The following is a 13,923-nucleotide window of genomic DNA, read 5'->3' as shown; positions in this document are numbered from 1 at the left end:
GGGCGTCAGCCTACGGGCGGGTCTCCGAGCTCCGCGAAGCGGTTTCGGATCAGTTCCGCGCCGCGCGCAGGGCCGCCCGGATCATCGGCCACTGCAGCGGCAGCCGGAGCAGCGTGCCGATCTTCAGCGCCGTCGTCCGGCGTCCCGGACGGCGGGAGCGCTGGGCGTCGAGCGCCATCTTCACGTTCCCCGGGAACACCCCGAGCAGCAGCGCGGCGCTCGCCCAGCCCGCCGTACGACGGGAGGCGGGGACGGCGAGCCCGGCGGCGCACGCCAGCTCGGCCACCCCGCTGCCCAGGATCACCTCTCGATGGCGCGGCACCCACGAGGGCATCAGCGGCTCGTAGACCTGGGGCCTGACCAGGTGGACCACCCCGCTGACGGCGAAGATCCCGACCAGGGCAGCGACGTCGCGAGGCAGCTTCACCGGCTCAGCGTAGCCAGCCGGAACCCTCGCGACGCAGCCGCGCTGCAGCCGAGCCCGCCCCGGTGCGTGACCGGGGCGGGCTCGGCCCGGGATGGGCTCAGCGGCCGCCCACGGCGACGGCGTGCGACAGGTCGTTGACCTGCGCGTCCCGCGACGAGAGCGGCGCGAGGCCATAACTGCGCTCGATCGTGGCCAGGATCGACGTCGTGTCGTACGATGTGTGGTCGACGCCCGAGTGCTTCAGCGAGCGGCTGATCACCAGCGCCGGGATCCGGGTACCCGGCCCCCACGCGTCGACGGTGGGCGGCGCGACGTGGTCCCACTGCCCGCCGAACTCGTCATAGGTCACCACCACCAGGGTGTTGCCCGCCTGCGGCCCGTTCTCGATCGTCTTCAGCAGGTCGACCAGGTGGTCGGAGCCGTCGGACTCGCTCGCGTAGCCGGGGTGCTCGTTCTCCGCGCCGTACGGCTTGACGAACGAGACGGTCGGCAGGTTCCCGGACCTGGCGGCGGAGATGAACTTCGTCTCGTCCTGGAGGTGCGCGCGGCCCGGCTGGCCGGGAGCATAGTTCGCGAAGTAGTTGAACGGCTGGTGGTGGTACTGGAACAGCGGCCCCGGGTGGCCCGACGCGGCGGCGTCCCAGCCGCCGGAGTACCAGTTCCAGCTGATGCCCTGGGCGCTCAGCTCGTCGCCGATGTTGGGGTACGCCGTGTCGTCGATGAGGGGCAGGTACGCGCCACCCCCGTGCGGCGCCGAGCCCGGCTGAATGGTGTTCACCGCGTAGTCGCCGCAGGCCTGGGCGTAGTGGTTCTGGCCGTCCGCGCACTTCTGCGTGAGCGCGCCGTCCACGACCGGGCCGGTCGCGTGGTACTGCGGGTAGGACGTGGGCATCCCGTTGCTGTCCAGCACGGCGTTCTTGGCGAACGACGCCGGATCCGGCGTCCCGTCCGGGAGCTTGTTGTAGGTGGCGGTCTTGTCGGTGTCGAGCGGGCTGCGCGCCGCGATCAGCCACTGGTGGTTGAGGAACGAGCCGCCGAAGGCCGCCTGGAAGAAGTGGTCGGCCAGGACGTACTTCGGGGCGCCCTTGCCGTGCAGGTAGGAGTAGATCGGGAGCCGGGTGGTGTCGTAGGAGCCCATGCTCAGCCCCACCGCGTCCGAGCCGGTGACGTAGCGGTCCTGCCGGCCGCCGTCGATCTGGAACTGCTCCTGGTAGAAGCGGTGCACCAGGTCGCGGGTGCAGCCGCCCGGGTCGCCGGACCCCTTGAGGACGCCGTTCGGGGCGAAGACACCCGGCGCCGGACAGGTGGTGTCGGACGGGTGGATGTAGTCGTCGATCGAGAACGGCGAGTTCGCGAAGTGGCTCGCGGCGATGCCGTGCGTCGCGTCCGAGCAGGTGCTGGTCAGCGGCGGCGAGGTCAGGTTGACGTCGTCCTGGGGCAGGCAGGTGTACGGCGTACGGTCCTGGCCGACCTGGGTCTGCTGCGCGGTGGTCGCGTCGCTGCTGCCGTCGACGTGCTGGCCGCGGACGTTACCCCAGTGGCCGTAGAGGTTGTCGAAGGAGTGGTTCTCCTCGTAGATCACCACCAGGTGCTGGTAGCCGCCGGGCAGCGTCGAGGGTCGGCCCGGCGCCGGGTGGGCCGATGCCGGGTGGGCCGATGCCGGCGCGGCGGGCCGGGACGCGGCCTGGACGGTCGGCGCCACGGCGAGGGCCAGGCCGGCCGCCGAGACCGCTGCCAGCGCGAGACGAGAGAAGGGTTTCGTGGTCATGTGCACAACCTCCGGGTCCGAGATGGCTCGGAGCGGCGTGCCCGGTGAACGTGCGGTGAAACCTCTGGGCGACCTGGTTCCGAGATCAGAACATGATAGTGGCGAAGGTGCCGGTCTGCTCGAAGCCGACCCTGGCGTAGGCCCGCTGGGCGGGCTCGTTCCACACGTTGACGTAGAGCGAGGCCACCGGGGCGATCTCGCGCCGGCACGCCGCTGCGACGGCGGCCACACCGGCGGCGGCGAGCCCCTGGCCGCGGCGTTCGGGCGCCACCCAGACGCCCTGGATCTGGGCGGCCCGTGGCGTCGCGTGCGCGATCTCGGCCTTGAACACCACCCGGCCCTGCTCGATCCGGGCGAACGACCAGCCGAGCCCGATCAGCTGCCGCACCCGGGACCGGTAGATCGGGGCACCGCCCTCGGCCTCGGGGTCGACGCCGACCTCCTCGGTGTACATCGCCACGCAGGCCGGGTAGAGGGCGTCGAAGTCGTCGGGCGTGGTCTGGCGGACCAGCGGGTCGGGGGCGACCAGCGGCGCCCGGGCCAGCTCGAGGTGCGGCTGGTCCCAGCGGGCCTCGCGCGAGGGACCCCAGGTGTCCGACAGACAGTCCCACATCGGCCAGACCTGGTCCTGGAGGCCGACGATGGTGACCACCGAGCGCGGCCGGGTCAGGGCCCGCTCCGCGAAGGCGTGGGCGTCGTCCTCGGTGCACTCGACCGGCACCAGGTTGGCCCCGACGTGGCAGGCGGCGACCAGCTCCCCGGCGTCGTACCGTCCCCAGATCTCGCCGGCCAGCAGACGCGGCTCGAGGTGGGTGCTGCGCGCGCGGTACTCGGCGAAGGCGTTGACCACGGGGTGGCGACCGGCCAGCGCGACGAAGTCGGCCAGGTCCGTGGGACCCAGCACATTCACGCCCTGTCGCGCGCGGGACCGGGACAACGACACGTCAGGAGCCTACGCGCGAGCCGGACCCGACGGCAGCCGGATCAGGGGGTCCACCAGGTGGTGTTGTAGACGTCGAGCCCGAAGCGGTCCAGACCCGCCTGACCGGCCAGGCCGAGCTTGGCGAGACCGAAGATCTCCTCCAGCGACGCCAGCAGCGCGTAGTGGTTGTACGGCGTGGAGCTGAACGTGTTGGGCGACGACCACTGCGAGACCACCAGCGCGCCGACCCGGCCCCCACCCGGCCCGAGGATCCCGGGAGCGGTGGTGTTGGGACCGCTCGGCTCGCCGCAGCACGACGTGGAGTCCTGCACCGGACCGTCCGACTCGTCGGCGGTGATCACCAGCATGCCGTTCTTCCGGAACGCCGGTGACGCGAGGATCCGCGGGACCCAGGTCTTCAGGAAGGCGTTGACCTGGACCAGGCCGCCGGGCTGGCCGTTGGCGCACGGGTTGTCGTGGCCGTCCGCACACAGGTCGGGGGTGATGTAGGTCAGGTTGGGGGTGGTCCGCACGTGCTTCAGATCGGCCTTCAAGTCACCGAGGCGGCGCACGTGGTGCCGGCAGTAGTAGCTCCGGCTCGTGATCGACCGGAAGTACATGAACGGGTTGTGCCGCACGGCGTAGTTGTGCCCCTTGGTCGCGTGCTGGGTGGTGTCGACCGCCCCCAGCTTGGGGTGCACGCAGTTGCCGCGCGCCTGCTGCATGTAGCCCTTCCAGGTCAGCCCGTGGTTGGTCAGCTGGCGCGGGAGGGTGCGCACGCTCCGCGGGTAGACGCAGCCGGCCCCGACCTGCTGCTGCGGCGCCTGGACCGGCCCGCTCGCCACGAACGGCGTGTAGGTCTGGCAGTCACCCTGGGTGGCGGCGTTCGGGGCCTGGCCGGAGATCTGGGCCAGGTAGTTGGGCAGGCTGTTGTGCGCGGTGCCGTAGTAGGAGTTGAGGAGCACCCCCTTCTTGCGCAGCTTGTGCGCGAGGTAGGGCGCGGTGCTGGTGGGTCCCCAGGTCTCGTCGTACCCCTTGTTCTCGATGTTGACCACGAAGACGTGCTTGACCGGGGGGACGTACGTCGGTCGCGGCAGCCTCGGCGCGGCCTGGCCCTTCGACGCGGTCACCGGGGCGCCCTGCGAGGCGACGGACGGGCTCAGCCCGACGCCGACCCCGAGCGCCAGGACGGCCGGGATCCAGCGCAGGGCCATGGTCCGACGAGACCTCATCAACCGACCTTCCATCCGTGTGCCTTGGCGAGCTTGATCAACGGCTTCCACTCCCGGGCCTCGACGCCCGACTCGGCTGCCGCGGTCGCGCAGCCGCCGGTGACGGGGTCGAAGGGCGCCACGGTGTAGGACGGTGTGGCGGCCGCCGGGTCTCGGGTGAAGTCGAGCACCCGGGCCAGGTTGATCGCGTGGGCGTCGCGCACCGTGAGCGGCGCGAGCCCCCAGCGCCACTCGATCATCTTCAGGATCGAGGTGTGGTCGAGGGTCTCGTGGGCGACGTGGTTGCGCTGGGCGAACGGGGAGACCACCACGGTGGGGACCCGGAAACCACGCAGGCTGGTCTTCTTGGAGACGTCCCACGTGTGGGACGGCGGCACGTGGTCGAAGAAGCCGCCCCACTCGTCGTAGGTGATCACCAGCACCGTGCTCGCCCAGTCGGGGCCGTTGCGGACCGCGTTGTAGACCTGGTTCATGAACGCCTCGCCGGCCCGGATGTCGGCGTGCGGGTGGTCGTCGTTCGAGGTGCCGTTGTCCTCGCCGTTGAACGACGGGTCGACGAAGGACACCGCCGGCAGGTTGCCGGTCGCGGCGTCACCGAAGAATGTGCCCGGCACCGCGGAGACCAGCGGGTCGCCGACCAGGGAGCGGGCCGGCGAGTGGGCGCCGAGCAGGATCGCGAACGGGGCGTCGCTGTAGTAGTAGGTGCCCGAGACGCCCTTGGCCTTGAGCCGGTCCCAGATCGTCGGCATCGAGGAGAACGTCGTGTTGTTGTGGAGCCGGTCGGTCTGCGCGCAGTGCATGTAGAAACGGTTGGGGTAGGTCTCGGCCATGGTGGCGGCGAAGTAGCGGTCGCAGGTGGTCCAGTCCGGAGCCGCCTGGCCCAGGAACTGGAGGTCGGCCTGCTCGTAGTAGCCGATCGACATGCTGTCGTTGAGGCCGGCCCGCAGCCAGCCGTTGCACGCGCCCTTGTTCAGCTCGATCCGGCCGCCCTCGTAGCTGTGGTCGGGGTCCTGGAAGCCGCAGCTCGAGGTGACCGTCAGGTGGTGGGTGTCGTGCGGCACGCGGTAGCGGTCCACGTAGGTGAGACCGGCCTGCTGGCCGTCCGCCCCCGGGAGCCAGCCCAGGAAGTGGTCGAACGAGCGGTTCTCCATCATCAGCACCACGACGTGCTCGATGCCCGAGTCGCCGGGCAGCGGCAGGGCGGTGGCGGCGTCCGCGCTGTCGCCGAGCAGCCGGTAGCCGCCCGTCGCCGTCAGCGCACCGGCGGCGCCAGCGGCGCCCAGGAGGGTCCTTCGGGAAACGGTCACAGGTGAACTATCGGTCAGCGGCGCCGATAAGTCACCCGTCGACGCGCCATCTGGTCACGCCCGCCGGCTCCGCCCGCTCACCGGGGGCTCACGGGGCGCCGAAGACGTCGCTGCCGAAGGTCCGCGGCACGGTGCGGGCGTAGCCGATCCGGTCGAGCCCGAAGAGGTCCTCGATGGTGGCCAGCAGGGCGTAGTGGTTGTAGCCGAGCTTGCTGGTCGTCCCCGGTACGACGTACGGCGAGAGGACGAGCGCCCCGACCCGGCCGCCCCCGGGCCCCTTGATGCCGGGCCGCGCGGCGTTGGGGCCCGGTCCCTCGCCGCAGCAGGCCGAGGAGTCCTGGTCGACCCCGTCGGACTCGTCGGCGGTGATCACGAGCATGCCGTCGGCCTGGTAGGCCGGCGAGTGCAGGATCCGCGGCACCCACGTCCTCAACCAGCCGTTGACCGCCTTCAGCCCTCCCGGGCCGCCGTCCGCGCACGACGCGTCGTGGCCGTCGTGGCACAGGTCGGGGGTGATGTAGGACAGCGCCGGGGTCATCGAAGCGGCCCGGAGGTCCACCTCCAGCCGGCCGAGGCCGACCACGTGGGCCCGGCAGTAGGCCGGTCGGGAGGTGATCGAGGCGAAGTAGACGAACGGGTTGTGGCGGGTGGCGTACTGGCTGGCGGCGGTCGCCCGGAACCACGGGTCGGTGGCTCCGGGCTGCGGGTGCTGGCACGGGCGCGAGCTGTCCTCGAGGTAGCCCTTCCAGCCGAGCCCGGCCGCGGTCAGCTGCCGCGGCAGCGTCCGGACCGAGCGTGGGTACACGCAGCCGTTGCCGACCGCCTGCTGCGGGGACACGACGGGCCCCGTGGACCGGAAGGGCGTGTAACGGACGCAGTCGCCCTGGGTGGCGCGGTCCGGGCCCTGGCCCGAGATCTGGGCGAGGTAGTTGCCCAGGCTGTGGTGGGCTGTGGCGTAGTAGCGGGTCAGCAGCACACCGCGGGCGCGCAGCCGCTTCGCGAGGTACGGCGCGGGCGAGCCACTGCCCCAAGTACGGGCGAAGCTCTTGTTCTCGATGTTGATCACGAAGACGTGCCCCACCGGCGGGGTGACCGAGGCCGTCGGGGTGGCGCGGTCGGCGGGCCCCGGGTGCAGCGTCAGGGTGAGGGTGACGCCCAGCACCGCGAACGCCGTACCGAGGACGCCGAGGAGGCGCGCCCGGGTGGGCGGGCGGTCAGCTGACCGAGACACTGGCGCCCGCGCCGTCGACGGGCTCCATGCCCTCGGCGAGGCGCATGGCCTCCTCGATCAGGGTCTCGACGATCTGGGACTCGGGCACGGTCTTGATCACCTCGCCCTTGACGAAGATCTGGCCCTTGCCGTTGCCGGACGCCACGCCGAGGTCGGCCTCGCGGGCCTCGCCAGGACCGTTGACGACGCAGCCCATCACGGCGACCCGGAGCGGGACCTCGAGGCCGTCGAGCCCGGCGGTGACCTCCTCGGCCAGCTTGTAGACGTCGACCTGGGCGCGACCGCAGGAGGGGCAGGAGACGATCTCGAGCCGGCGTGGCTTGAGGTTGAGCGACTCCAGGATCTGGATGCCGACCTTGACCTCCTCGACCGGGGGCGCGGAGAGCGAGACCCGGATGGTGTCGCCGATGCCCTGGCTGAGCAGCGCGCCGAAGGCGACGCCGGACTTGATCGTCCCCTGGAACGCCGGGCCGGCCTCGGTGACGCCGAGGTGCAGCGGCCAGTCCCCCGCCTCGGCGAGCAGCTCGTAGGCGCGCACCATGACCACCGGGTCGTTGTGCTTCACCGAGATCTTGAAGTCGTGGAAGTCGTGCTCCTCGAACAGGCCGGCCTCCCAGACCGCGCTCTCGACGAGGGCCTCGGGAGTCGCCTTGCCGTACTTCTCCAGCACCCGCTTGTCGAGGCTGCCCGCGTTGACGCCGATCCGGATCGAGGTGCCGTGGTCCTTGGCGGCCTGGGCGATCTCCTTGATCTGGTCGTCGAACTTGCGGATGTTGCCGGGGTTGACCCGGACCGCCGCGCAGCCGGCCTCGATCGCGGCGAAGACGTACTTCGGCTGGAAGTGGATGTCGGCGATCACCGGGATCTGGCTGTGCTGCGCGATCTCGGGCAGCGCGTCGGCGTCGTCCTGGCTGGGGCAGGCCACCCGCACGATGTCGCACCCCGCCGCGGTCAGCTCGGCGATCTGCTGGAGCGTGGTGTTGACGTCGGAGGTCAGGGTCGTGCACATCGACTGCACGGAGATCGGCGACTCGCTGCCGACGCCCACCTTGCCCACCTTGATCTGGCGGGTCTTGCGGCGGGGCGCGAGGACGGGCGGGGGTGCCTCGGGCATCCCCAGGCTGACGGCGGTCATGTCTCCAGCGTAGGTGCCGTGCGGTGGTGGGGCGAAGTCAGGAAGGGTGCACCGGTACGACGAGGTCGCCGATGATCAGGACGACGCCCATCACCAGCAGGAAGCTGGCGACGACGTAGGCGACCGGAAGCAGCCGGGCCACGTCGACGTACCCGGGGTCGGGCCGCCGGCGCAGGCGGGCGATCCCGCGGCGGACCGCCTCCCACAGGGCCCCGGCGATGTGGCCGCCGTCGAGCGGGAGCAGGGGCACGAAGTTGAACAGGCCGATGAAGAAGTTGAAGCCCGCGATCAGGCCCAGCAGGTCGACGACCTTGGCCTTCAGGGGGAAGTCCTTGGCCGAGACCGTCTCGCCGGCCAGCCGGCCGCCGCCGACGATGCTGACCGGGCCGTTGGCGTCGCGCGCCTTGACCCCGACGATCGCCTCGCCCACTCCCCACACCTTGACCGGCAGCGTGCCCAGGGCGCTCAGCGACTTCTGGGCGAAGCCGCCCATCGCCTGCACCGTGTAGAGCGGGCCGCCGTGCCCGAGGCTGGTCGTGGGTGCCACCCCGAGGAAGCCGACCGGGGTCAGCTTGGTCGGGTCGTTGACGTCGGTGGGCCGGGGTGTGACCAGCGTGTTGGTGTGCAGCGTGAGCTGCTGCCCGGCCCGGTCGACCACGATCGTGGCGGTGCCGTCGGCGTTGCCCCGGATCAGGGTCTGCAGCTGGGTCCAGCTGGTCACCGGCGTCCCGTTGAAGGCCACGAACCGGTCACCGGGCTCCAGGCCCGCGCGGCGGGCCGGGCTGACCGGATCGGTCTTGCGGCAGACGTCGGTGGTGCGGGTGGCCGGGATCACGCACGCCGAGACCGTGTCGACGGTGGTGTGGATGTGCTCGTCCTGGGGGTTTCCGAAGGTCATGAACAGGCCGAGGAAGATGAAGAACGCGATCGCGATGTTGACCGTGGGTCCGCCGGCCATCACCACGACCTTCTTCCACCAGGCCATCTTGTAGAACAGGCGGTCGGAGTCGGCGGCGGTGATCGTCTCCCACTCAGCGGCCCGCGCGTCCGAGACGAGCTGGGCGAACAACCCCGTGTTGGACTTGCGGACCTTGATCACGCGGTTGCCGTCGGCGTCGAACTCGACCTCGCCGAGGTGCTCCGCGTCGGGCGGGAGCATCCCCACGATCTTGACGTAGCCGCCGAGCGGGATCGCCTTCACGCCGTACTCGGTCTCGCCGCGCTGCCGGCTCCAGACGGTGGGGCCGAAGCCGATGAAGTACTGGGTGACCTTTCCGCCGAACGCCTTCGCCGGGATCATGTGGCCGAGCTCGTGCAGGCCGATCGACGCCAGGATCGCGGCGAAGAACGCCACGACCCCCACGACGTACCAGACGGCGGTCATGCTTTCCCTTCGATCACGCGGACGGCCTCGTCACGCGCCCAGGCGTCGGCGGCGAGCACGTCGTCGACGGTCAGTGTCTGCTCCGAGGGTACGTCGTGCCTCCCCACCACGGCGGCAATCGTGTCGACGATGTCGACGAACCGGAGGCGACCGGTCCGGAACGCCTCGACCGCGACCTCGTTGGCGGCGTTGAAGACCGCGGGTGCGGTGCTTCCCATCTCGCCGGCGCGGCGGGCCAGGCCGACGGCCGGGAAGGCCTCGTCGTCGAGGGGGAAGAACTCCCACGTGTTGCTGCAGGTCCAGTCGACCGGCGGTGCGGCGTCCGGGACCCGGTCCGGCCAGGCCAGGCCCACCGCCAGCGGGATCAGCATGGTCGGCGGGCTCGCCTGGAGCACCGTGGAGCCGTCCACGAACTCCACCATCGAGTGGACCACCGAGATCGGGTGGACGACCACCTCGATCCGGTCGAACGGGATGCCGAAGAGCAGGTGCGCCTCGATCACCTCGAGCCCCTTGTTGACCAGCGTGGCGGAGTTGATCGAGATCACCGGACCCATCGCCCACGTCGGGTGCTGGAGCGCCTCCTCCACGGTCACCTGCTCGAGATCGGCGCGGTTGCGGCCGCGGAACGGGCCGCCGGACGCGGTCAGCACGAGCCGTCGTACGTCGTCGCTGCTGCCGGCCCTCAGGCACTGCGCCAGCGCGCTGTGCTCGCTGTCGACCGGCACGATCTGGCCGGCCTCCGCACGCTCGAGCACCAGGGGGCCGCCCATGATCAGCGACTCCTTGTTGGCCAGCGCCAACGTGTTGCCGGCGTCGAGCGCGGCCAGGGTGGGCCGCAGCCCGACCGCGCCGGTGATGCCGTTGAGCACCACGTCCGTCGGTCGCGAGGCAGCCTCGCTGGAGGCAGCCTCGCCCAGACCGCTGAACGCCGGCGCGAACTCGGCCACCTGGGCGTCGAAGAGCTCGCGGTTGCTCCCGCCGGCGGTGAGCCCGACCACGCGGAAGCGGTCGGGGTTGGCCCGCACCAGGTCGAGCGCCTGGGTGCCGATCGACCCGGTCGAGCCCAGGACGGTGACGTCGCGGCGGCTGGTCATGGGCTCATGGTTCCACGATGACGTGCCTGGCCACCCTGGACCTGGCCGGCGGCTCGGGCTGCGTCGGCAGGGGGAACTCCTAGACTCCGGCCATGGAAGCCCACCGCGCCCTGGTCCGCCGTCCCTCGCCCCGGTTGGCCGAGGGCCTGGTCACCCATCTGGAGCGGACGTCGGTCGACCTCGACCTCGCCCGGGCCCAGTGGGACGGCTACGTCGGCGCGCTCCACGACGCCGGCTGGGAGACCATCGAGGTGCCGCCGGCCGACGACTGCCCTGACAGCGTCTTCGTCGAGGACACCGTCGTGATGTACGGCGAGCTGGCCGTGATCACCCGGCCCGGGGCCGATGAGCGCAAACCCGAGACGGCCGGGACCGAGCAGGTGCTGCGCGACCTCGGCTACCACGTGGTGGCGATCGAGGCGCCGGGCACGCTCGACGGGGGCGACGTGCTGAAGCACGGAGGCGCCGTGTGGGTCGGGCTCGGCGGGCGCACCAACGAGGCCGGGGTCGAGCAGCTGGCGGCGTACCTCGGGCCGTACGGCGCGCGCGTGGTCGGTGTGCCCGTCCGCAAGGTCCTGCACCTCAAGTCGGCGGTCACGGCGCTGCCCGACGGCACCGTGATCGGCTATCCGCCGCTGGTGGACGACGCGACCCGGTGGCCGTCGTTCCTCGAGGTGCCGGAGGAGCCGGGGGCCCACGTGGTCCTGCTCGGCGACGACCTCGTGCTGATGGGTGCCTCCGCCCCGCGCACCCGAGAGCTGTTGACCGCGCGCGGCCTCGAGGTCGTCGCGGTCGACATCTCGGAGTACGAGAAGCTCGAGGGCTGCGTCACCTGCCTGTCGGTGCGACTGCGCCACACACCCTGACCGGTGAGGCCCGTCAGTCGGTGAAGGCGCAGAACTCGTTGCCCCAGGGGTCGGCGAGCACGGTCCACCGGAGGCCGTCGTCGCCCTTCGGGCGCAGCACGGTGGCGCCCCGGGCGACGAGGGCGTCGAGGTCGTCGGTCGCGACGTCGATGTGCACGCGGTTCTTCACCGTCTTGGGCTCGGCCACGCCGGCCCAGTCGAAGGACTCCCAGGGGCAGGCCGGGATCTGCTCGATCCACGAGAACCCGCGGTCGTCGTCGACGACCACCGCACCGAGCACCTCGCCCCACCACGCTGCGTTGTCGTGGCTGGCCCGGGCGCCCTCGGCGCAGTTCCAGATCAGCTCGTAGGTGCGGGAGGTGACCGGCGCCTCGCGGACGAACACGCACACCTCGTGGCCCTCGGGGTCGGCCAGGGTGGTCCAGCGCGCCTGCTCCTGGACGACGGTGGCGCCGAGGTCGAGCACCTCCTCCAGCGACGTCGCGTTCACGTCGATGTGGATGCGGTTCTTCACCGTCTTGGGCTCCGGCACCTGGTTGAGCCACAGCTGGATGCGACCGTCGGAGTCGCGCAGATGTGCGTCGCCGTCGTCGTGCATCTCCAGCTGCCACCCGAGCGTCCCGGCCCAGAACGTGCCCTCCAGCCGGGCGTCGTTGACGTCGATGCAGAGGTCCTTGTAGGTCGCCAGCGCCATGGCCCGAAGTCTGCCCCATGCTGGGGACATGACGACGCTGGGAGTCTCCGCCTCGGGTCCGCTGCCGCCGGACGAGGCCTGGGAGAGGTACGCGCGACCCGGGCTCTGGCACACGTGGGCGCCGCAGATCCGCAGCGTCGAGGTCGGGGTGGAGCGGCTCTCGGGTGGCGAGACGGGCCGGGTGCACGGTCCCCTCGGGGTCGCCGTCGACTTCCGGGTGGTCGCCTGGAGCGAGGACACCCGGGAGTGGTCGTGGGTCGTCCAGCCCCAGCCGCCGCTGGTCCGCGGCCTCCGCGTGGCCCGGCTCCGGATGACGCACGGCGTCGCAGCGCAGGGGTCCGGCTCGCGCACCTGGCTCCGGGTGACCGGCTTCGCGCCGCTGGTCGCGTCGTACCTCCCGGTGGCCCGGCTGGCGCTGCACCGGCTGGTGCGCTGACGCATGGCCGAAACCGTTGCGAGCGGCGCTCTCTCCGACTGGTTCCGCAGAACGTCGACCCCTAGAGTGGCGGAATGAGCATCACGACCCCGACCAGCGCCAGCCTGGCCCAGCATCGCAACCTGGTCACCGAGATCCCCGGCCCGCGCTCGGCCGAGAAGCTGGCGCGCAAGCAGAAGTACGTCGCCGACGGGGTCGGCACGACGCTGCCGGTGTTCATCGAGGCCGCCGGGGGCGGCATCCTGCTCGACGCCGACGGCAATTCCCTGATCGACCTCGGCTCCGGGATCGCGGTCACCACGGTCGGCAACGCGGCGCCCGAGGTGGTGCGGCGGGTGCAGGAGCAGGTCGCGGCGTTCACCCACACCTGCTTCATGGTCACGCCGTACGACGGCTACGTCGACGTCTGCGAGGCGCTCGCCGAGCTGACCCCCGGCGCCCACGCCAAGAAGTCGGCGCTGTTCAACTCCGGCGCCGAGGCCGTCGAGAACGCCGTCAAGATCGCGCGGGTCGCGACCGGACGCGACGCGGTGGCGGTCTTCGACCACGCCTACCACGGGCGCACCAACCTGACCATGGCGATGACGGCGAAGAACATGCCGTACAAGAACGGCTTCGGGCCGTTCGCGGGCGAGGTCTACCGGCTGCCGATGTCCTACCCCTTCCGAGAGACCGCGGGCATCAAGGGCGAGGACGCCGCCGCCCGGGCGATCGACCAGCTCGAGAAGCAGGTCGGCGCGGACAACCTCGCCTGCGTGGTGATCGAGCCGATCCTCGGCGAGGGCGGTTTCGTCGTACCGGCCGAGGGCTTCCTGCCGGCCCTGGCCGCGTGGTGCCGCGACCACGATGTGGTCTTCGTCGCCGACGAGATCCAGAGCGGCTTCTGCCGCACCGGCGAGTGGTTCGCCTGCGACCACGAGGGCGTCGTGCCCGACCTGATCACCACCGCCAAGGGCATCGCCGGCGGACTGCCGCTGGCGGCGGTCACCGGCCGCGCCGAGCTCATGGACGCCGTGCACGTCGGCGGCCTCGGAGGCACGTACGGCGGCAACCCGGTCGCCTGCGCAGCGGCCCTCGGCGCGATCGAGGAGATGCGGTCGCACGACCTCCGCGCGCGGGCCCGCGCGGTCGAGTCGCTGATCCGCCGGCGTCTGGACACCATCGCCGCCGACCACCCGGTGATCGCCGACATCCGCGGCCGCGGCGCGATGATGGCCATCGAGCTCTGCAAGCCCGGCACCTTGGAGCCCGACGCCGCCCGCGCGGCTGCCGTCGCGGCGTACTGCCACAAGAACGGAGTCGTCGTGCTGACCTGCGGCACCTGGGGCAACGTGTTCCGCTTCCTGCCCCCGCTGTCGATCCCCGACGACCTGCTCGAGGAGGCGTTCGACGTCGTGGCGGAGGCGTTTGCCGCAACTGCCTGA

Annotated in this window: 13 protein-coding genes; 3 read left to right on the top strand and 10 right to left on the bottom strand. The window is 71.5% G+C overall.

Features of this window, described 5'->3' with window-relative positions; all coding sequences use genetic code 11:
* Positions 1–49: 49 nt before the first annotated feature.
* From E3N83_RS01980 to E3N83_RS01940, 9 genes are all read right to left on the bottom strand, one after another.
* Entirely contained in the window at positions 50–427 is a 378-nt protein-coding gene (locus E3N83_RS01980; protein WP_151081735.1) for a DoxX family protein, read from the bottom strand.
* Between the two features lie 97 nt (positions 428–524).
* On the bottom strand, positions 525–2,195 hold the full coding sequence (acpA, locus tag E3N83_RS01975; protein ID WP_151081734.1) for an acid phosphatase: 1,671 nt from the start codon (positions 2,193–2,195) through the stop codon (positions 525–527).
* Positions 2,196–2,280: 85 nt separating this feature from the next.
* Entirely contained in the window at positions 2,281–3,099 is an 819-nt protein-coding gene (locus tag E3N83_RS01970; RefSeq protein WP_238343026.1) for a GNAT family N-acetyltransferase, read from the bottom strand.
* An 80-nt stretch (positions 3,100–3,179) separates the two neighbouring features.
* Positions 3,180–4,331 carry an alkaline phosphatase family protein gene (locus E3N83_RS01965; protein ID WP_151081733.1) on the bottom strand — a complete coding sequence of 384 codons (1,152 nt, stop codon included), beginning with the start codon at positions 4,329–4,331 and terminating at the stop codon, positions 3,180–3,182.
* A 17-nt stretch (positions 4,332–4,348) separates the two neighbouring features.
* A complete protein-coding gene (locus E3N83_RS01960) occupies positions 4,349–5,656 on the bottom strand; it encodes an alkaline phosphatase family protein (RefSeq protein WP_238343025.1) in 1,308 nt (435 codons plus the stop codon).
* A gap of 88 nt (positions 5,657–5,744) precedes the next feature.
* Positions 5,745–6,887: an alkaline phosphatase family protein gene (locus tag E3N83_RS01955; protein ID WP_238343024.1), complete on the bottom strand. Its 1,143-nt coding sequence runs from the start codon at positions 6,885–6,887 to the stop codon at positions 5,745–5,747.
* Positions 6,871–8,022 (bottom strand): flavodoxin-dependent (E)-4-hydroxy-3-methylbut-2-enyl-diphosphate synthase, encoded by a 1,152-nt coding sequence (ispG, locus tag E3N83_RS01950; RefSeq protein ID WP_151081732.1) that lies wholly within the window; start codon positions 8,020–8,022, stop codon positions 6,871–6,873. Before ispG ends, E3N83_RS01955 begins: the two co-directional genes overlap by 17 nt.
* 37 nt (positions 8,023–8,059) lie before the next feature.
* Positions 8,060–9,406 (bottom strand): M50 family metallopeptidase, encoded by a 1,347-nt coding sequence (locus E3N83_RS01945; RefSeq protein ID WP_151081731.1) that lies wholly within the window; start codon positions 9,404–9,406, stop codon positions 8,060–8,062.
* Positions 9,403–10,503 carry a 1-deoxy-D-xylulose-5-phosphate reductoisomerase gene (locus tag E3N83_RS01940; RefSeq protein WP_151081730.1) on the bottom strand — a complete coding sequence of 367 codons (1,101 nt, stop codon included), beginning with the start codon at positions 10,501–10,503 and terminating at the stop codon, positions 9,403–9,405. The genes E3N83_RS01945 and E3N83_RS01940 overlap by 4 nt, the downstream gene beginning before the upstream one ends.
* A 92-nt stretch (positions 10,504–10,595) precedes the next feature.
* Here E3N83_RS01940 and ddaH point away from each other — a divergent pair, with 92 nt between their 5' ends.
* Positions 10,596–11,369 carry a dimethylargininase gene (gene ddaH, locus E3N83_RS01935; RefSeq protein WP_151081729.1) on the top strand — a complete coding sequence of 258 codons (774 nt, stop codon included), beginning with the start codon at positions 10,596–10,598 and terminating at the stop codon, positions 11,367–11,369.
* Positions 11,370–11,382: 13 nt separating this feature from the next.
* Here ddaH and E3N83_RS19885 read toward each other — a convergent pair whose 3' ends face one another.
* Positions 11,383–12,063: a VOC family protein gene (locus E3N83_RS19885; protein ID WP_151081728.1), complete on the bottom strand. Its 681-nt coding sequence runs from the start codon at positions 12,061–12,063 to the stop codon at positions 11,383–11,385.
* Positions 12,064–12,091: 28 nt separating this feature from the next.
* Here E3N83_RS19885 and E3N83_RS01925 point away from each other — a divergent pair, with 28 nt between their 5' ends.
* A complete protein-coding gene (locus E3N83_RS01925) occupies positions 12,092–12,499 on the top strand; it encodes an SRPBCC family protein (RefSeq protein ID WP_151081727.1) in 408 nt (135 codons plus the stop codon).
* A 74-nt stretch (positions 12,500–12,573) separates the two neighbouring features.
* A complete protein-coding gene (gabT, locus tag E3N83_RS01920; RefSeq protein ID WP_151081726.1) occupies positions 12,574–13,923 on the top strand; it encodes a 4-aminobutyrate--2-oxoglutarate transaminase in 1,350 nt (449 codons plus the stop codon).

This window comes from Nocardioides cynanchi (genome assembly GCF_008761635.1).
Classification (GTDB): Bacteria; Actinomycetota; Actinomycetes; order Propionibacteriales; family Nocardioidaceae; genus Nocardioides; species Nocardioides cynanchi.
Note: the sequence above shows the minus strand (reverse complement) of the source record. Positions and strands in the feature narration are given on the sequence as shown.